We start from the raw sequence: 17,824 nt of genomic DNA on the forward strand, positions 1-17,824 counted from the left end.
GACCGTCGACGGCGTCGACCACCTCAAAAACGTGACCGCCACCTTCCAGCCGGGACGCCTCCACACCGTCATCGGCCGCACAATGGCCGGGAAGACGACGCTGCTGCGGGCCTTGGCCGGCCTGCAGAAAGTGGACTCCGGATCTCTGACCCGTGCAGGAGCAGACTTCCTTAAGACTCCCGTGTGGCGGCGCGACACTGCCATGGTCTACCAGCAGTTCATCAACTACCCGCATCTCAACGTGTTCGGCAACGTGGCCTTCCCGCTCAAGCGGGCCGGGCTGTCACGGGACGCGATCCAGCAACGCGTCCGCCAGAGCCTGGCGAGCGTGGGCCTTGCAGACTTCGAGAAGCGCAAGCCCTCCCAGCTCTCCGGCGGCCAGCAGCAGCGCATCGCGATGGCCCGCGCCCTGGCCCGGGACACCGGCATCCTCCTGCTCGACGAGCCACTCGCCAACCTGGACTACAAGCTGCGCGAGCAACTACGCGACGAGTTGAAAGCCCTCTTCTCGGACCAAGGCGACACGATCGTCATCTACACGACCACCGAACCCGCCGAGGCGATGATGCTCGGCGACGTGGTCATGGTCATGCACGAGGGACGCATCCTCCAGACCGGCACCCCGCAAGAGGTCTACGAACACCCGGCGACCACCACAGTGGCGTCCATCATCAACGACCCACCCATGAACATCTTCCAGGGCCGGCTCGACGGCGGCCAGGTCACGGTGGCCGGCTTCCAGGCCACGCACGCCTCCGCACACCTGGCCGACCTGGACGACGGTGCCTACCAGTTCGGGCTACGCGCCACCGACGTCAGCCTGGCGTCCAGCGGGGTCGAGGGCCAGGTCACCTTTGTGGAGATCTCCGGCTCCGAGACCTTCGTCCATGTGGCCGTCGGCGAGACCCCTTCGTCGTACAGATCGAAGGCATCCACGATGTCGCCTTCGGCGACCTGGTCAGACTCCGGCTCCGTCCCGACCGGCTGTTCGCCTTCGACGAGCAGGGGATGCTCGTGCGGACACCTTCATACGATCTCGCTTCAGCGGAAGGGCGTTGACATGGCGCAGTTGGACATCGTCGACGTCGGGCACGCGTACGCGCCGGGAGCCGAACAGGAACGGTGGGCTCAAGCCGCTGAAGCTGACCTTCGAATCCGGCAAGACCTATGCGCTGGTCGGACCCTCGGGCTGCGGCAAGACGACGCTGCTGAACATCCTTTCCGGCCTGGTCAGACCCTCCCAAGGGCAGGTGCTGTTCGACGGCATCGACGTCACCGCCCTGCCCACGAAGGCACGCAATATCGCCCAGGTCTTCCAGTTCCCCGTCATCTACAAGTCAATGACGGTCTACGAGAACCTCGCATTCCCGCTGCAGTGCCGACGCTGGGACAAGACAAGGATCGACGCCAAGGTGCATCAGGTCGCCGAGGCCCTGGACCTGCACGACCGGCTGCGGCAACCCGCTCGCGGACTCACCGCCGACGACAAACAGCTGATCTCACTAGGCCGCGGCCTGGTCCGTGACGACGTAGCCGCAGTACTGATGGACGAACCACTCACCGTCATCGACCCGCAGCTGAAGCACTCGCTACGGCGCAAGATCCGTGAGATCACCGAACAGTTCCAGCCTACGGTGATCTATGTGACCCACGACCAGTACGAGGCGATGAGCTTCGCGCAGGAATTGCTGGTCATGAAGGATGGCCGCGCTGTGCAGCAGGGCACCCCCGAGCAGCTTTTCGAGGCGCCCTCCTCTACATACGTCGGCTACTTCATCGGCTCACCGGCGATGAACTTCCTGACCGTAGACCAAAGCGGCGGGCGCTTCACGCTGTGCGGCCGAACGCTATCCGCTGCCTGGGACATCATTCCCCAGAGCACGACCGAGGTGCAGATCGGTGTTCGCCCCGAATACGTCAAAGTCGTCAAGGGCCCCGGCCCCAATACCTTCCCCGGCCGGCTGCGGGGCGTCAGCGACCACGGCGCACAGCGTGTGCTCGAGGTCGAGGTCGCTGGGCAACTCGTCACAGTCAAGACGCCGCGGGAGGAGGGTCCCTTCCGGTGAGGAGGTCCTCGTGCACCTGCCGCGCGCCAAGGTTCTTCCGTACGCGGACGGTCAGCTGGTACTGCGATCTTAACGATCGCTTCGGGCGGCCGGCCGCAGGACGACTCTGCGAGCCCGTGGTCGACGCGCTGCTCCAGAAAGGCTTCGGGGCTGGCGACGAGCGTGCTCGGGCAGGCGATGACCAAGGTTTTCGCGAGACTCCTCGGCATCACCGACCGCACATAGGTGCTGGTCTCACCGTCACACAATCCGCCACACTCCAGGCGGCCGTAAGTCTGGGACCCGGCAGGTATCCGGGCCCAGCTCGCCTGGCGGATCGAGGAAGTGATGGGGCCTGATGCCTTCTTCTTCGACGACACCGGGTTCCTCAAGGACGGGACGGCCTCGGCATGCGTGTCGCGGCAGTACAGCGGCACCGCGGGCAAGGTCACCTACTGCCAGCTCGGCGTCTCGCTCCACCTTGCGTCCGACCACGCCTCGGCAGCGATCAACTGGCGGCTGTTCCTGCCCGAGACCTGGGATCCCGCCTCGCCGAAGGCCGAGGCGGGCACGGTCGCCCGCAGCGCATCCTGTGGCGTCCCCGGGGACGTCGGGCATGGGAAGTGACTCCTCGGGTCCGACACTTCCGTTTTATGCCGCGAGGTCCAGCCGCTGGTGGCAGCGGACCCTCGCCTGGTATGGCGTGACGTAGCCGATGGTGGAGTGAATCCGCTTCCGGTTGTAATGTTCCGCGATCCACCCAAAAAATGTCCTGCCGGGCCTGCGCCTTCGTCTCCCAGACCGTCAGGTTTGGTCTTAGAGAAGCCGGGATGCGACGAATCAGCTCACATGGCACTCGCTTTGCGTCATGTCTCACCGCTCTCTGCGTGCCTGCCTATCGTCGTCGCCATGCAACTCTGGGAAGGTGTGGTGTGGGGTGCTTTCGGCGGGTTCGCCATGGAGGCACTCGACTTCATCATCGCGGTTCGCCGGTGGCACAGGCTGCCGTGGTGCGTAGGGGCGAGCACGCTGACTCCGAACCGGGCCGCTGTTCCCACCCGGCTGGGGCACCAGCCCCCACAGGAGTTGGCCGCGCCGGGCCTGCTTGCCTATGGCGTCGCTGGCACACTGCGCGTCATGGTCGGCGGAGGCCTGTCAGCAACCGTGGTGAGTACCTCACCTCAAACTGCCTCGGCCTGGATTTCTGTGCTCACAGGTGCCACTGCTCCCCTCCTTCTGGAGAAAGTGACGACCCTGGTTCCACTCCTCGTTCACGGCGACAAGAGCATTTCCCCGTCCCAGGCGGAGGACAGCGCGGTCGACGGTTCCTGGCAAGCAGGAGGACCGCTGTCCTCCTCTGAGCCGGCAGTCGGCCAGGCAACCGGCGCAACTGAGGGAGAGTGACTGCGGTGCGAGCAGACAGTTTTGTCGGCCGGGTCGTCTCGGTTCTCTCGTCGCGCAGCGGCCTTTTATACCGCGTCCAGCCCAGACACGACGGGCGTCCGTCAGCGAAGGACCGCGTCCAGACGCCGAGTCAGCGCGGCTGCTGAGGGCAGCAGCGCGCAGTTGGTGAACGTGGGACTGCCTAAAGCCAGTCTCCGCGGTGCGGCACTTCGCGGTGCGAATCTGCGTGGGGCTGATTTACGAGACGCAGATCTGAGGGATGCTGACCTCCGTGGCGCCAATCTGCAAGTAGCCAACCTCACCTTTGCGAGTCTGGAGGGTATTGATCTGCGCAATGCCGATCTCAGGGACGGCCATCTGAACAGCTGTGACCTGCGGCAGGCGGATCTATCGGATGCTGACTTGCGCAATGCGCGCCTTACGAAAGCAACCCTTGGACATGCCCGGCTCTCTGGTGCGGACCTGCGGGAAGCAGTGCTCTGTGACGCGATGTTGCGCGGTGCCGACCTTCAAGGTGCCGACCTGAGAAACGCCGACTTGCACCACACAGACCTGCACGGCGCCGACTTGCGAGGCGCGCGGCTCCGAACAGTGCTTCACACAGCCAACCTGGAGGAAGCCGACCTCAGCGGCACAGACCTACGGCGCCAACTACTCAGGAATGGTCACTTCCACGGCTGCAACTTGAGAAGAGCCGATCTGCGCGGTGCCATCCTCGCTGGCGCAGACCTGCGGGACGCCGACTTGACTGGTGCCCAGCTCTGGAAGACTGACTTTGAGGAAGCCGATCTCAGCGGTGCCGTTTTCGACGACATCGACACCGGCCCCTGGCAACACACCGGCCGCGGCCTCCTCTACCTTTCCGGAGCTCGCTGGAGTGCGGCCACCCAGTGGCCACCAGACCTGGAGAGCCTCATGATGGCCCGGTCTTTGTGCGTAGGTGACGGGATGTGGGTCGTCCTACGCACAAGAGTCCACCGGCTTACCGTCTCACCGTTGAAACGCTGAACCTCAGAGGCAATGCGTCTGAGGACGGTTCGGCTGAGACCGCCCGAATCAGCGCCCGCAGCCAGCAGGGCGGCGGGCGTGGAGCGCTGCGTACGGTACGTCAGCAGGGCAGCACCGATGCCGGTCAGCATGCCGAAGACGAGGACGATGGCGCTACGGAGACCGAGCAGTGGGGGGCATCCCGACTGCTGAGGGGCAGAAGCCATGGTGAACCCTGCGGCCTGCAGGCGCTCGAGGATCCGCAGAAGGCTCGTCTGCCACACGTCATCAGCGTGCTGACGCGATGCGCTTCTTGATAAGCGGCTTGAAGCGTGGAGGGGGCTGCCAGTTCCCACGGTCCGCTCCTGCGGGTTCGCGTATGGTGCTTCGCACAATCAGCGTCGCGAAGAGCTTGCTCCTCGCAGCACCACCAGGGGCGGGGGACGAATGAGTCGTGATGCCGGAGGGTGCATAGGCGTCGCACTCTTGCTCGTTGGCGTGAGCTACGGGATCCACGACTTCTTTGCAGAAGACTCCGAGCCGGCCCCGGGCTCTATCGCCGTTGAGGAGGGCCACCACTACAACGCCTATCAGGAGAAATTCCTGGAGGCTGTACGGCCCCTGGAGTACCCGCCGGGCGTGACGGAGAAGGACGCACTGTTTGGTGCGCTGGGAGCGTGTGCGACGCTCAAGGACGATCCGGTCACGGACGCCGCGATCCTCGCGCACAACACCAGTGAGGACATTGGCTTGAGCCTGGCCGACGGTTCCACGTTCGCCCTGGCGGCAGAAGCCGTCTTCTGTCCCGGCGGGCAGATAGCTGCCTCCGAATGACCTTCACTTCCATGGGCCGGGACCGCCACGCAGGGCCCGGAGAACGGGCGAAGCAAGCCCGGCAGCTCCCTATGATCCGCGCAATGACTGAGACGCCAAAGCCTTTGCCAGTCCGCAGCCGCCCAGAGACTGCCCACCCGCTATCACGCACCAACTCGTCAGGAGCGGGATCGGATCTTTGCCGGAGGATGCTCGATGATGACGAGTGCTGCTGTTCTACCTGCTCAACGCCACCAGACATCCTGGACGATCCCGCTCATGACGTCTGGGCCGAGCTATCCGCTCACACGGCCTCGCAGCCACGGTCAGTCTGCAGTGAGACCTCTACCCGACGTGCCGCGTGCGGCCGTCGCTCCTGACTCCTTACTCAGGACCGAGGGCGCACACCGTCGTCGCACCCCGGACAGTCCTCTGTGTCGAGGGCTTGGACCCGCCGGCAGTGGTTGCAACTCCAGTGCGTCGGGGCTGGCGTGGTTTGATGAGCGTCCTTCGGACGGACCGACAGGTCGGCGTCCCGGCGTAGCGCCTCCATGATGGAACCGTTGGGGTCGAGATGTGGTACGGCAGAGATCAGCATGCTCGCCGCCACCCGGTGGTCCGCCGATTCCGAGGAAGCAGCCTGTGCCAGGAGCGAAGAGCGCCGATCGCCTGAGGTCATGAGGGCGATGGCATGGAATAGGGCCGCTCGGCCGCGAGGCCAATGGGTCATGTTCCTGTCGAACAGCTTCTGACCGTCCCACGGAACGCGCCCCTCCTCCAGGTTGATCAGTACGTTGGCTGCCGACCAAGCCATCCACGAGGAGTCCGCTTCTAGGCACGCCAGCAACGTCGTCTGTTGGGCGTCTGTGAGGATTAGCCCGACGCCTGGGATGGGCGAGGGCTTGACCAGAGGGGGTGTGCCCGTGACGAGCCATTCTTCCAGCAGAGCATCGGGCATGCTGATCTTCTGGAAATGACGAGCCTGGGTTGCCACGGCTGCCTTGTCGATGCCGTACGCGTCAGCCATCGCGTCGAGCCACGCCCGGCGCTCCGCCGCGCTGTCGTGGGCGAAGGCGCGGTCGATCTCGATCACCGAGGACTCGGAGTATCCCGTCGCCGCGAGAAGGTCGCCGAGGGCGGTGAGCGACCAGAAGTCCCCGCCCGCGGACTCCGGGCACGGGTTGTGGAGCGACACGAGGTCGGAGAGGAGGGCCGCCCTGTCGTCTTGGGCACCGGATGCCCAGTCTCGCAGCTGGGCGGCCATGTTCCCCCAACGCCGACTCGTGTCGAATCCCGCGCGTGTGAGTGCGGCGTAGATCCTCTCGGCTACGTTCCCAGGCGTGCGCCCCGCGAGGGCGAACACGTACTCACCTGCATCATTGGGAAGCACTGCCAGGTGTTCGGCCATGCCCAGGGCGACTTGCTCAAGCCCTGGTGTAAGGCGGCCGCCACTGACCATCTTCCAACTGCGCCTCCCTTTCTTCACCATCTCGGATTCCTGCGGCAGGGGAAGCGCCAGCACCGCGCGGAGCGCGTCGATCTCCGCTCCGCTCAAGGGGGCAGCGTCCGTACGAGCGTCCGTCAGCACGCACAGGGCCTTTGCGATCGACTCGGCAATGTCATCGAGTTCGGACAGCTCCACAAGGTCCGCTCGCCGATTCCTCGATGTCGAGGGCAGCGCCAGCAGGCATGCGGCCTCCACGAAGGGCCAGGGCCCCGCGTGGCGCGTCTTGTCCCACAGCGCCGGGAGGAACTCCGGGGGTTTTCCAGGGCCGCGCGGGAGTACTGGCTCGCCCGCGAGCGCGCCGAGAGCACCGGCCGTGAGCTGGTCCAGGGCTCGTTCCAGTTCGCCGTGGGAAAGGGTCACGACACCGCGCGCCGCGAGCTCGGCCACCATGAGGGCGGCTTCCCGCTGTGTCTCGCCGACGTCGAGTAGAGCCTCAGCCGTGCGGGAATCGAGTCCGGCAGCAAGGGCGATAGCCCCGTCGGAGTCCGTGTGTACGAGGGCGTGGCGCAGCCAACCTTGTAGTTCATCGGCCCCGCACGACTGTGCCCACATGGCCGTTGCGATCTCAGCGAAAACTTTGCTGCGGGCGGTGAGGTCGCCCGCACCGTTCACCACAAACACAGCTACGTGCTCATCCCAGAACCGGAGGACATGCTCCGCCACCTCGCTGGCTGCGGCGGGCGGCATAGCCCATCGCAGCGGGTCCCTCAGCATGCCGGTCAGTGACTCGAGGGCGCGTTCTGCTGGAGGGGTCACCTCGCTGACGAGGAGCCGTCCGAGCGTGACAAATCCGTCGAGGAGCATGTCTGTCGTCAGGGCGGGTGCCCAGGGTCGGGCCGGGTCGAGTGTCCCCCGTAGACGCTCCCACCGGTGCACGGACTGTTGTACCGCGCGATGCAACAACGCCGCACGCCCTTTGGGAAGGTCTGAGTCCCGCGTGTTCGCGCAGACGAGGGCGAGCAGAGCGGCGAGCAGTGGCACCGCGAGCAGGTGCGCGTGCTCCTCTTTTGCATCCTTGATCCAGGCGCGTCGCATCGCCAGGAAGGCCGCGCGGTCTGGCTCTGGAATCCGTGCGTCGGCACAGGCGACGAGGATGCTGTCGACCGTTGCGTCGAGATTTTGTGGAGGCGCGAGCTCGACCCGGGGCAGGCCGAGTCGGGCCGCCGCCCCTTGCGTGTTCGCTCGTGTCGTGATCACGAACCCGCAGGAGGGGTGCAGAGACGCTTGAATCTCTTCGAGTTGTTGCGCGACCCATGGCGCGCGTCCCCCATTCGTCTAGCCCGTCGCAGAGGAGGAGGACGCGCCCTTGATCGATTTCCTCATGCAGGTACGCGGCGAGCGGTTCTCGGTCCGTGTCCGCCACGGTGTCTGCGATGGCGTCATTGACCAGGCTGTCGAGGGTCAGGCGTTGTGGCTGTCTCTTCAGCAGACGTGACAGCGACACAGGGATCGGGGTCGGGGCGTCGGCGTGGCTGGCGCAGTGGGCCGCGATCTCGCGTACCGCTACCGACTTGCCTGAGCCCGGTTGCCCCACGATGAGCATGCGACGCCAGCGCCTCAGGTATTGGAGGAGAAAGGAGGAAGTACGCTCGCCCTCCACGTCGATCCGGAGGTCGCCGACGAGATCGTCGACGACGAGGGGTGGGAGATCGTCGGCGAGCAGGCTGAGGTCGATCCGTCCAGCCTCCGCTGTGAGTCGGGTCCGGTACGAGTCGACGGCGTTCCGACGGGAGGCCAGGCGCATAGCCAGTGGACCCCGGTGGTCCGGGAGCACAGTCACGCCCGAGGTGGTCAGGGCAGCAACCCAGTCCTCGGCGGAACTCCCGAGCGCCTCGCCCGCCTGCCGATGGAAGAAGTCGGCCAGGGCGCTCACGGCACGGTGTCCCTGAGCGTCCGCCACGACGAGGTCCATCAGGGCAGCTAGAAAGTCGCGGTGCGGCGCCGGTCCCGTCGAGCCGGGCAGGTGGAGAACACGCGCCCGGTCGAGGACGAGTTCGCGGACCCGCGACGGAAGCCGGTCGGAGAGGAGTGCGAGGGCCCTGGACTCGTCACCAGTCTCCATGCGCAGGCCCGCACGGTGGCGTCGTAGAGCCCGGTTGAGGTTCTTTACCGGACCGACGAGTTCCTCGCCAGCGATGACCAGAAGATCGTCGGGACCGAGCGTTGAAACCTGTCCCACCCACCCCGTTAGTGTCTCTTCCAGCGGACGCCCTCGGTTGATCTTCCGCTTCGCGGACACATAGGCGCGGCGCCCGTCGGAGAAGGTGACACGGATGTCGTCGGTCGGGTCGCTGGTCTCGAAGTCCAGCCGGACGGGGCACACCTCTGCGTGAACGTCCAGCCCCGACACCGGGCGGCCACGGAGCCCGTGTACGGCCAAGTGCACGGCCAGCTCGCACCGGAAGACACTGCCGACTTCCCCGGCCTGTCCCGCCCTGCTCACCCCGACCGCACCCCGATCTACCCACGCACACTGTTTGCTCCGAACCTCCGGTGGAGCAGCGTCCCATGATAGGAGGTCATAACCGATAGGTGGGGCGTGACAAGGACGGTTCGCATTCGGACGCCTGGGCCCTCGCCCTGCGAAGGTTCGGACGCGATCAGCGTCCACGAGGTGGATGCATGCGGGGGACTTCAGCGTGATGGCGTGCGAGCCCAACGGTGTCCAGTGCTCGGCGCTCACGCTGGCTTCCTTGTGCAGCTCGCGGAGAGGGCACTCTAGGGCCTGTGTGACGTCGTGATCAGCCTGGAGTCTTCAGGAGGTCGTCGATCCAGATCATCGAGGCGCGGAGGTGGAGGCCGGCGAGGTAGCTCTCGGGTGACTTGTCGTATCGGGTGGCGATTCCTCGCCAGGCCTTCAGTTTGTTGATCAGGCGCTCGACGGTGTTGCGCTCCTTGTAGAGATCGGTGTCGTGGCTGACGGGCCGGCCGCCCCTGGCGCCCTTCTTCTTCCGGTTGGCGGCCTGGTCCTTCTTCTCCGGGATGACCGCTTTGATGTTGCGTCTGCGCAGGTGGGCGCGGTTTCCGCGGGACGAGTAGGCCCTGTCCGCGGCGACCGCACCGGGCCTGGTGCGGGGACGGCCGACGGGCAGCCGGATGCGCACTCTTTGCAGTACGGGGATGAACTGCGGACTGTCACCTGCATGCCCTGCGGTCAGGACGAGCGTGAGCGGGCGGCATCTGCGGTCCGAGGCGAGATGGATTTTGCTGCTCAGGCCACCCCGGGACCTGCCGAGCAGGGCTTGCTTCAAGCGGATCCTGCGCCGGCGTCGGATGCGTTGCCGCTCGGCCTGTCCGTTCTGCTCCTGCGGCCCGCCCCCTTTGCCGGGCCCGCTCCTGCTCCCGCGCGGCCTCCTCGAGGACTTCCATGAGGTCCTCACTCACTCGCATCCCCGCGGCGTCGTGGTGGGCACGGACCGTCGTGGAGTCCACACTGACCAGCGACAGATCCGTCTGGTCCACGCGGGCTGCTGCGGCGATCATGCCTTCCAGCAGAGCGGAGAAGACACCGGCGTTGCGCCAGACCCGAAATCGTCCGTAGACGGTGGCCCAGGGGCCGAACTCGGCGGGCATCTCCCGCCACTGGCCACTGGAGCGGAACCGCCAGATCACTCCCTCGAACTGCTCTCGCAACCGCTCGGGATAGGGGCCGTACTCACCGATCGGCAGGTACGGCTCGATGAACTTCCACTGATCGTCGGTGAGTTGCCTACGAATCACAACCGATGTCCTACCGGTTTCTACTGCCCGAAGAGGGAAGAACCCGCCAACTGATCACGACATCACACAGCCCCTAGGGGGCGCCCAGGCAGTAGGCCCCACACCGGAATCGGCAGCCAGTCGTGTCACCAGCCTCCCCGAACAGCACAGCAACTGCACCAGGTTACGGGCGTGGCTCAGTGACACGATTTCATGGGTGAGCGGCAGAACGCGGGTGTCCGGTACCCCGCTGGGTTCGGCCATCCGCTGCCGGGTGCTGCCGGGAGCGGTGCAGAAGGGGCAGCGCGATCAAGGGGAAGAAGACCACGGAGAGCAGCCCGGCGGCGACCAGCGCGGACGCGTTCTCGGGCCGAATGACGTCCAGTTTCAGGCCGATGGTCGCCGCGGCCACTATGACTGGCAGTGATGTGGCCTGGAGCAGAGCGCCGGCCGCGACATCCGGCCAGGAGAGTCCGGCTGCGCGGTACAGCAGTGCCGGAAGGCCGCGGACCAGCAGCAACGCGGCCAGGAACATCGGCACCCGGAGGACGGTCCCGGCGTTCTCGAACAGGGCGCCGAGGTTGAACTGGATACCGCTTGTCACGAAGAACACAGGAACGAGGAATCCGTAGCCGAGGCCGGCGAGCTTCATGTGGAACCGGGGGTGGGACCGTTCGGCGTCGGGGTCGACCAGCCGGAGGACGGCACCTGCGACGAAGGCGCCGAGGATGGCCTCGAAGCCCAGGTGGAGCGCCATCGCCGAGAGTCCGACGACCAGCAGCATCGCCAGCCGGATGCGGATCTGGGCACTGGTGTCGGCCAGCCGGTCGAGGGTGCCGGTCAGCCAGGCCCACTGTCCGATGCGTACGGATGCCGCGACGATGAGCGCCGAAATCCCGGCCAGGGCAAGGAGAAGGAGGATCTTCGAGCCCGCACCGGAGCTTCTTTCCGTGAAGAGCAGCGACAGAAGGATGACGGCTCCGACCTCGCCGGACGATGCGCCGCCGATCGTCAGCTGTCCCACCGGCTGGTCGATCGCTCCGGAGTCCTTGAGGATCGGGACCAGCAGACCGAGCGCCGTCGCCATGAGAGCAGTGCCGATCAGCAGGGGGTTCTCGACGAGTCCGGCGATGTGCATGAGCCAGCCGACCGCAGCCGCAAGGGCAGTCGAGGCGAACAGGCCGGTGCCGATCAGCTGCGCGCGGGGCCCGCGGAGCTGCTGGATGTCGATCTCCAGGCCGGCGAGGAACAGCAGGAAGCCCAGGCCGATGACCGACAGCATGTTGACGGCGGTGTCCGCCTTGACGACGTTCAGCACGGCCGGGCCGAGGACGATGCCCGCCAGGATTTCGAGCACCGCGCCGGGGAGGGGAAGCCGGGGGACTGTGGCGAGCAGAAGCGGCACACCGGCCGCTATGGCCAGCACGATCAGAAGGTTGTCGTAGCCCATGGGGACTCCAGTGGCGAGGGATGTGTGGTCCGTCAAGCCGACGTTCGTGGCGTGGACGCTCCCACGACAGCCGGGGCTGTTGCGCGGACGGGGACCCACCGTGCCGTGCGTGGTGCGTTTTGCGCGGCACCGTGGCGAAGCCGGGGTCCGGTGGATATTCCGCTGTGGAACGGGTGGGTGAATGTTGCCGCTTCCGGGTGGCGCGGGCCTGCGGCCGTTCGGGCTCGCACCGGAGCTGTTCCGGGTCCTGGGTTACGCCTGCGAACGCCCCTCCTTCTGCCGACCGTACGGCTGGTGTGACACGGTTCCCGGATCTGGCTCCCAAGATCCGGCGGCGTAGTCAGACTCTAGCAATTTTGCATTTCTGATGCATATTTAAAGAGTGTGATGCGTACCGCATGGGCAGTACCCTGCGGCCGCCGCGACAGTGAACCGTTGTCCGCTGGTTCGTGGTTTGTGCGTTCTGGGCGGGGTGGGCAAGACAGAAGAGAAAGAGAGTGAAGGTGGCGGGCGGGCGGCGAGAGGGATCCGAAGAAAACGTCGCGCAGCAGTCTGCGACAGGCGACCGTCTCGGCTCTGACTGTCCAGGGCTATGGCACGTCAGGCCCCGTAGCTGGCCTCTCATTGAGGGACCGTGTGCCGCTGCGCGTTCCCTGCTCTCGTTTGTAGACTGCGGTGGCTTCGACGACAGCATGGTGCCAACTGGGGTAGCCGCCCCCGTGCTCACGAGCGAGATCCGCCGCTAGGCAGTTTCGTTTGGATCAGGTGGTCGTTGGTCTGGGTGTGCCGTTAACAGATGCGCAGTGGGCGCGGATCGAGCCGTTGCTCCCGGACCGGACGCCGCAGCGGGGTGGTCGCTGGCGGGATCACCGAGAGGTGATCGACGCGATCGCGTTCAAGTTCCAGACCGGGACGCAGTGGGTCCACTTGCCGGACAGGTACGGCAAGTGGCGGGGTATCTACAACCGGTTGCGGATGTGGGCTGTGGACGGCACCTGGGAACGCGTCTTCACCGCGCTGATGGCCCAGGCCGATGCGGACGACGACCTGGCCTGGGCCGTGTCGGTGGACTCCACGATCGTGCGGGCTCACCAGCACGCTGCCGGGGCTCGCAAAAAGGGGCCCCGGCCGGCGAACCCGCCGACCACGCCATCGGCAGGTCCCGCGGCGGGCTGACCACCAAGATCCACCTCGCGGCCGATTCCCGCTGCCGGCCCCTGGCGTTCGTCCTCACCGCCGGGCAGGCGGGTGATGCACCCGCTTTCACCGCCGTCATGGCCCGCCTGCGCGTTCCTCGGCGACGAGGCCGTCCGCGCACCAGACCGGACATGGTCCTGGCGGACAGGGCCTACTCGTCCCGCGCGATCCGCGACCATCTGCGCAGGCGCGGCATCCGGACGGTGATTCCGGTCCCGGCGGACCAGCGCGGCCACCGCCTCCGACGGGGCAGTCGGGGCGGCAGGCCGCCGGCCTTCGATCGCGAGATCTACAAGCAGCGCAACACCGTCGAACGGTGCATCAACCGCCTGAAGCAGTGGCGAGGCATCGCGACCCGCTACGAGAAGACCGCGACCATCTACCTGGCCGGACTCCACATCGCAGGCATCTTCCTATGGTCCGCCCGGTGATCCAAACGAAAGTCCCTAGGCCGCGGCGAGGCCCGCCAACCAGGCGCAGCTTGTCCAGAACAACCCCGACAGCCCGGTCCCGGACCTGGCGCCCAGAGCCCCCTCCACGGGCTCCTTGCCCGTCTCGCGGCCGCCGGCCAGAACCAAGTCGGGGCATTGCCCACGTCCTCCTGCCAGGCCGCCCAGAAAGCCTCCACGGCCTGCTGATCGAAATAGTGCCGACGATCCACGACACAAGCGCGCTTTGGTTGCCGCAACTGCGCAGGCTGTGTGCTCCGCTGGGCGTACCACCGCGCCACCGTCGAAACGGCCGCCCCCGTGTACTCGGCGATCCACTCACGGTGCCCGTCGAGAACGGTGAGTGGCTCGTCAGCCTGGGCGGCACGCGCGGCGGCGAACCCACTGCCAGTAATGAGGATTTTACCGAGTTCGCTCTCGGCCTGCGGCACCCGATCGTGGGCGAGCTCGTTGTCGGCGCCGAGCCTGTCACTGACGTGGTTTTGAGCCGGAGCACGCGCAAGCGCGCCGCTACTTCGAGAAGGCTCGCGCCTGGCTGGAGGGCTTCATCGTCCTGGGTGATGCCGTCGCCACCTACAACCCCGTGTACGGCCAGGGTATGTCAGTGGCAGCGTTGGGAGCGAAGGCGCTTCAAGCGGAATTGCAGAAGGGCGGCGCCGAAGCTCCTGGGCTCGTGCGCTGTGTCCAGCAGGCTGCGGCGAAACCCGCAGAGGCCGCCTGGGCGTTGAGTGTGTCTGTAGATCGACAGTTCCCGAACGTGGAAGGAAATCCGCCCAACTCTGTTGAGCCGGCTCTTGGCTGGTACGTACGCCGCATGACCAAGATGGCCACCACCTCCTACCGGGTGTCCTCCGCCAAGTGCGACGTGACCACGCTGCATAAGGACGCGCTCTGGCTGGTGCACCCCTCGCTCCTGCTCGCCACGCTGGCCGGGCCGGTCCTGCCGCCGCTGGAAGGGCCGCCGCTCACCGAGGCGGAACGCTTTTTCTTCGGCTCGTACGTTGCGACGGCCGGCTGAACAACGCCTCGCGAGAATGCGGGACGCACAGCTAGAGGAGCCGTCGCCGAGTGCTGTTCGGGCGCCCGGCGGCGGAGAGCGGTAACCAGCGATGGTTAGGCGACCTCACGGTCGACGGCGGCCCGCATGCTCGGTCGCCCCGCTCGGCGCCAATCGCACACCCAATACGCTCGTGGTGCGCGCACCGAGCCGCGCCAGGGTGTTCCTTGGAGCATCCCTCCCACTGACCGATCGCTGCGAACGAACGCACTCCGGCCACCACCGCCGAACAAGCAAACAGCAGCACGCTCCGTTAACCGGAGTTTCGCTGTATACGTGGTGGGCGCCGAGCGCATCGTTACGCTGCTGCGACCAGCGCAGTTCCTTGACCGCCGGGACTTTGAAATTGCCCTGATGACCGCATGTCTATCAGTGCAACTTATGTGCACGATTGGCCAGTTGACGGTCGGTCTCCCCTGTAAGAAAGAATCTACTGCGTCATCAACAGACGTGGCCCAAGCCCTGTGATGACACGCTTGCGTCCAACTGGGTCACGCCGCCTGAGGAATTGATGTCATTGCATACACACGCCGCGGTGTTCTGGGCCCTGGTGGTCGGTCTGCTTGTTGCCACGGGCGCCGCACTGCACTGGTGGCGCTCGGCCACGGCCGAGCGCAGACTCACCGCCGCACTGCAGCGGAGCCTAATCGACCGTGACGAAGAAGCCAGGCACCTGATAGATGCACGGCTGCCGGCGGCGGCTGAGGCCGCTTACAGCCGTGGTGTTCCGGTGCCGCCGCTGCTCAATTCCCGACTGCTGGAATCGCCGTTCGGTCGGAACCTTGACGCGGCGGCCGACGTGTTCGCCGCGTTTGTGGGGAGTGCGCGGTCCCGAGCCGACCGGGCCACCTATGCCTCACTGGCTTCCGCGATGAAGGCCGTGCAGGGGCTGGCTAACGAACAGCAGCGGGCGATCTCTGCCATGCAGGAGCGGCACGAGGATCCCGAGGTGCTCCAGGGCCTGCTGGAGGTCGACCACATGAACGCGCAGATCGGCCGCCGTGCCCAGGCGATCGCTGTGCTCTCGGGCTCGTGGCCCGGACGGCAGCGGGCCGCATCTCCCGTGCTGGCGGTAGTACGCGGAGCCACCTCCCGCATACGCGACTACCGTCGGGTGCACATTCGCGGCCAGGTCGATCTGGCTGTGGTCAGTCGCGCCGTCGAGCCCACCGTGCTGGCCGTCGCCGAAGCTGCTGGACAACGCTGCCCGGCACTCCCAGCCCGACACTCCGGTCGAGGTGAGCATCCAGTCAGCGCACAACGGTGTCACCATCGTGATCGACGACTGCGGCGTCGGCATGCTTGAGGATGAGATGCGGCAGGCGGCCGAACTGTTCTCCGGAGAGCGCGGTGTGGACGTCACCCGGCTCGGCGACCCGCCTGCCTTCGGCCACGCGGTGATAGGACGGCTTGCCGCACGGTATGGCTTCAGGGCGTACGCCGACTCCGTGTCGCCGTTTGGCGGCCTGCGTGCGGCGATCTTCCTGCCCAGCGCTCTGCTCATCCCGGTCGACCAGTCCACCGACCGGGCGTCCGTGCAGGCCGCTCGTTTCCGGCGGGAGCGGCTTCCGGCTGCCACCGCGTCGCGGGCGACGGACCGGACATCTGCGGAGACGCCGGCTGCCCCTGTTCCATTGACCGAAGACGGTCTGCCGCAGCGCCGACGCCGCCGGCCTGCCGCTGCGGATTCCGCGGCGATTGCGTCGGAAGCCCCGCAGGTACCCGCAGTGCGGTCCGCCCGGCGCGACGCTGCGACACTCGGCGCCTTGCAGCGCGGCAGCCGGGCTGGACGTGGTGTCCCCACCCCTCGGATCGAGGAGCTGTCAGCCGACGGCGGACCCGGAGACACGGAAAGGCAGTCGCAGTGATGAACCACGACGGCACTCTCGACTGGATGCTGGACGAGGCCCTCGGCATGTCGGAGACACTGCATGCCATCCTGCTCAGCCGGGACGGCCTGCTGCGGGCCCGCTCCCAGGGTCTCGCCCTAGACCAGGCAGAACGTCAGGCGGCCGCACTGTGTGGAGTGGTCTCCATCAGCCGCAACACTGCGGGCTTTTGCGGTTACGCCGACGACGAACCCAACCCGCCGTGGCGGCAGACTCTGATCGAGTTCGACGACGCCTACGTGCTCGTGATCGCCGCAGGCGAAGGCTCCTACCTGGCTGTTTCGGCCACCGAGCGCGTGGACCTGGAAGCCTGTAGCTTCCGGATGCATCAGCTCGTCGAGCGTCTGGGCAAGGCCATGGGCAGTCCCACACGACAGGACGACGGCAGTCCGGCATGATGGCCCGGCGCCGGGACGACGCACTGGTCAGACCATACGTGGTCACCGACGGCCGGGCCGTGCCAAGCCGGAACACCTTAGATCTGGTCACCGTGGTCAGGTTTACCGGTGGCTCGCCCTCTGGCCTGCTTAGCCCCGAGAAACATGCCTTGCTGGCGTTGTGCAGAAGCGGCGCCCTCACTGTCGCAGAGGTCAGCGCCTTCCTGGCACTGCCGGTCAGCATCTGCAAGGTACTGATCGCCGACCTGGTGGACGAGCGCCTGCTCTCCACCTGCTCCCCCATTCCCCGGGCCGAGCGTCCGGATCGCGACCTCGTAGAGGAGGTACTCCGTGGTCTCCGCGCCCTCCGGTGATATCCGCTATCTGTCAGAATCCGTGCAACGGGCAATCAAAATCGTGGTGGCGGGTCCCTTCGGCGTCGGCAAGACGACGATGGTGCGCACGCTCTCGAAATCAGCCCGCTGTCCACCGAAGAGACCATGACGCAGGCCAGCGCGGCCATCGATGACCTCGCCGGCATCAAGGACAAGACGACCACAACGGTCGCCATGGACTTCGGTCGTGTCACGCTCAACAAGCAATTGGTGCTCTATCTGTTCGGAGCCCCGGGGCAGTCTCGGTTCCAGCGTCTTTGGCAAGACCTCACCTACGGCGCCTTCGGTGCCCTGGTGCTCACCGACACCCGCCGCCTCGACCAGTCCTTCAACGCCATCGACCGGTTGGAGGAGGCAGGGCTGCCCTACGCGGTCGCCGTCAACGAATTCCCCGACTCGCCGACATACGACGAGGAGCGGCTGCGTAAGGCTCTCGACCTGCTACCCGAGACCCCACTGGTGATCTGCGACGCGCGCGATCGGATGTCGGCCACCAACGCGCTGATCAACCTTGCCGAACATCTCCTCACCCTCAGCTGACCTGGAGCCCCCTAA

The 17,824-nt window shown here is 66.4% G+C and carries 13 protein-coding genes and 6 pseudogenes; 15 read left to right on the forward strand and 4 right to left on the reverse strand.

The window, feature by feature from the left end; translation table 11 throughout:
* Nucleotides 1-82: 82 nt before the first annotated feature.
* The 7 genes and pseudogenes from ACICHK_RS41135 to ACICHK_RS41165 all read left to right on the forward strand — a co-directional run.
* Nucleotides 83-394, forward strand: a pseudogene (locus tag ACICHK_RS41135) (ATP-binding cassette domain-containing protein); the annotation flags it as partial.
* 493 nt (nucleotides 395-887) lie between these two features.
* Nucleotides 888-1,499: pseudogene (locus tag ACICHK_RS41140) on the forward strand (ATP-binding cassette domain-containing protein); the annotation flags it as partial.
* Nucleotides 1,500-1,544: 45 nt separating this feature from the next.
* Nucleotides 1,545-2,066, forward strand: a complete 522-nt coding sequence (locus ACICHK_RS41145; protein WP_406841929.1) for a TOBE domain-containing protein — start codon at nucleotides 1,545-1,547, stop codon at nucleotides 2,064-2,066.
* 276 nt (nucleotides 2,067-2,342) lie between these two features.
* Nucleotides 2,343-2,663, forward strand: a pseudogene (locus ACICHK_RS41150) (transposase); the annotation flags it as partial.
* A 291-nt stretch (nucleotides 2,664-2,954) separates the two neighbouring features.
* On the forward strand, nucleotides 2,955-3,449 hold the full coding sequence (locus ACICHK_RS41155) for a hypothetical protein (protein WP_406834974.1): 495 nt from the start codon (nucleotides 2,955-2,957) through the stop codon (nucleotides 3,447-3,449).
* Between the two features lie 165 nt (nucleotides 3,450-3,614).
* Nucleotides 3,615-4,457, forward strand: coding sequence for a pentapeptide repeat-containing protein (locus ACICHK_RS41160; RefSeq protein ID WP_406834976.1), 843 nt, complete (start codon nucleotides 3,615-3,617; stop codon nucleotides 4,455-4,457).
* A 477-nt stretch (nucleotides 4,458-4,934) separates the two neighbouring features.
* Nucleotides 4,935-5,270, forward strand: a complete 336-nt coding sequence (locus ACICHK_RS41165; protein WP_406834978.1) for a hypothetical protein — start codon at nucleotides 4,935-4,937, stop codon at nucleotides 5,268-5,270.
* Nucleotides 5,271-5,637: 367 nt separating this feature from the next.
* Here ACICHK_RS41165 and ACICHK_RS41170 read toward each other — a convergent pair whose 3' ends face one another.
* Both ACICHK_RS41170 and ACICHK_RS41175 read right to left on the reverse strand, forming a co-directional pair.
* Nucleotides 5,638-7,953 (reverse strand): hypothetical protein, encoded by a 2,316-nt coding sequence (locus tag ACICHK_RS41170; RefSeq protein ID WP_406841930.1) that lies wholly within the window; start codon nucleotides 7,951-7,953, stop codon nucleotides 5,638-5,640.
* Between the two features lie 124 nt (nucleotides 7,954-8,077).
* Nucleotides 8,078-8,299: pseudogene (locus ACICHK_RS41175) on the reverse strand (hypothetical protein); the annotation flags it as partial.
* Between the two features lie 21 nt (nucleotides 8,300-8,320).
* Here ACICHK_RS41175 and ACICHK_RS41180 point away from each other — a divergent pair.
* Entirely contained in the window at nucleotides 8,321-8,680 is a 360-nt protein-coding gene (locus ACICHK_RS41180) for a hypothetical protein (RefSeq protein WP_406841931.1), read from the forward strand.
* An 817-nt stretch (nucleotides 8,681-9,497) separates the two neighbouring features.
* On the opposite strand, the pseudogene ACICHK_RS41185 reads toward ACICHK_RS41180, so the two are convergent.
* Together ACICHK_RS41185 and ACICHK_RS41190 are read right to left on the reverse strand one after the other, a co-directional pair.
* Nucleotides 9,498-10,476 (reverse strand): annotated as a pseudogene (locus tag ACICHK_RS41185) (IS5 family transposase).
* Between the two features lie 190 nt (nucleotides 10,477-10,666).
* A complete protein-coding gene (locus ACICHK_RS41190; protein ID WP_406841470.1) occupies nucleotides 10,667-11,941 on the reverse strand; it encodes a cation:proton antiporter in 1,275 nt (424 codons plus the stop codon).
* A gap of 729 nt (nucleotides 11,942-12,670) precedes the next feature.
* Between ACICHK_RS41190 and ACICHK_RS41195 the strand changes: the two genes are divergently transcribed.
* The 7 genes and pseudogenes from ACICHK_RS41195 to ACICHK_RS41225 all read left to right on the forward strand — a co-directional run bounded on the left by ACICHK_RS41195 (nucleotide 12,671) and on the right by ACICHK_RS41225 (nucleotide 17,809).
* Nucleotides 12,671-13,533, forward strand: a protein-coding gene (locus ACICHK_RS41195) for an IS5 family transposase (protein WP_406841902.1) whose coding sequence is annotated in 2 segments (ribosomal slippage) — nucleotides 12,671-13,036 and nucleotides 13,039-13,533 — 861 coding nt in all. Because the reading frame shifts where the segments join, the coding sequence is not laid out codon by codon here.
* Between the two features lie 832 nt (nucleotides 13,534-14,365).
* Complete coding sequence (locus ACICHK_RS41200; protein WP_406834986.1) at nucleotides 14,366-14,569, forward strand: hypothetical protein; 204 nt, start codon at nucleotides 14,366-14,368, stop codon at nucleotides 14,567-14,569.
* A 574-nt stretch (nucleotides 14,570-15,143) separates the two neighbouring features.
* A complete protein-coding gene (locus tag ACICHK_RS41205) occupies nucleotides 15,144-15,914 on the forward strand; it encodes a hypothetical protein (RefSeq protein ID WP_406841471.1) in 771 nt (256 codons plus the stop codon).
* Complete coding sequence (locus ACICHK_RS41210; RefSeq protein ID WP_406841472.1) at nucleotides 15,847-16,476, forward strand: hypothetical protein; 630 nt, start codon at nucleotides 15,847-15,849, stop codon at nucleotides 16,474-16,476. The genes ACICHK_RS41205 and ACICHK_RS41210 overlap by 68 nt, the downstream gene beginning before the upstream one ends.
* Nucleotides 16,476-16,895, forward strand: coding sequence for a roadblock/LC7 domain-containing protein (locus ACICHK_RS41215; RefSeq protein ID WP_406841128.1), 420 nt, complete (start codon nucleotides 16,476-16,478; stop codon nucleotides 16,893-16,895). The genes ACICHK_RS41210 and ACICHK_RS41215 overlap by 1 nt, the downstream gene beginning before the upstream one ends.
* A gap of 38 nt (nucleotides 16,896-16,933) precedes the next feature.
* Nucleotides 16,934-17,248: a DUF742 domain-containing protein gene (locus tag ACICHK_RS41220; protein ID WP_406834989.1), complete on the forward strand. Its 315-nt coding sequence runs from the start codon at nucleotides 16,934-16,936 to the stop codon at nucleotides 17,246-17,248.
* Nucleotides 17,226-17,809, forward strand: a pseudogene (locus ACICHK_RS41225) (GTP-binding protein). The gene ACICHK_RS41220 and the pseudogene ACICHK_RS41225 overlap by 23 nt, the downstream one beginning before the upstream one ends.
* The last annotated feature ends 15 nt before the right edge of the window (nucleotides 17,810-17,824 follow it).

It is taken from the genome of Streptomyces sp. AHU1, assembly GCF_045343905.1.
Taxonomy (GTDB): domain Bacteria; phylum Actinomycetota; class Actinomycetes; order Streptomycetales; family Streptomycetaceae; genus Streptomyces; species Streptomyces triticiradicis.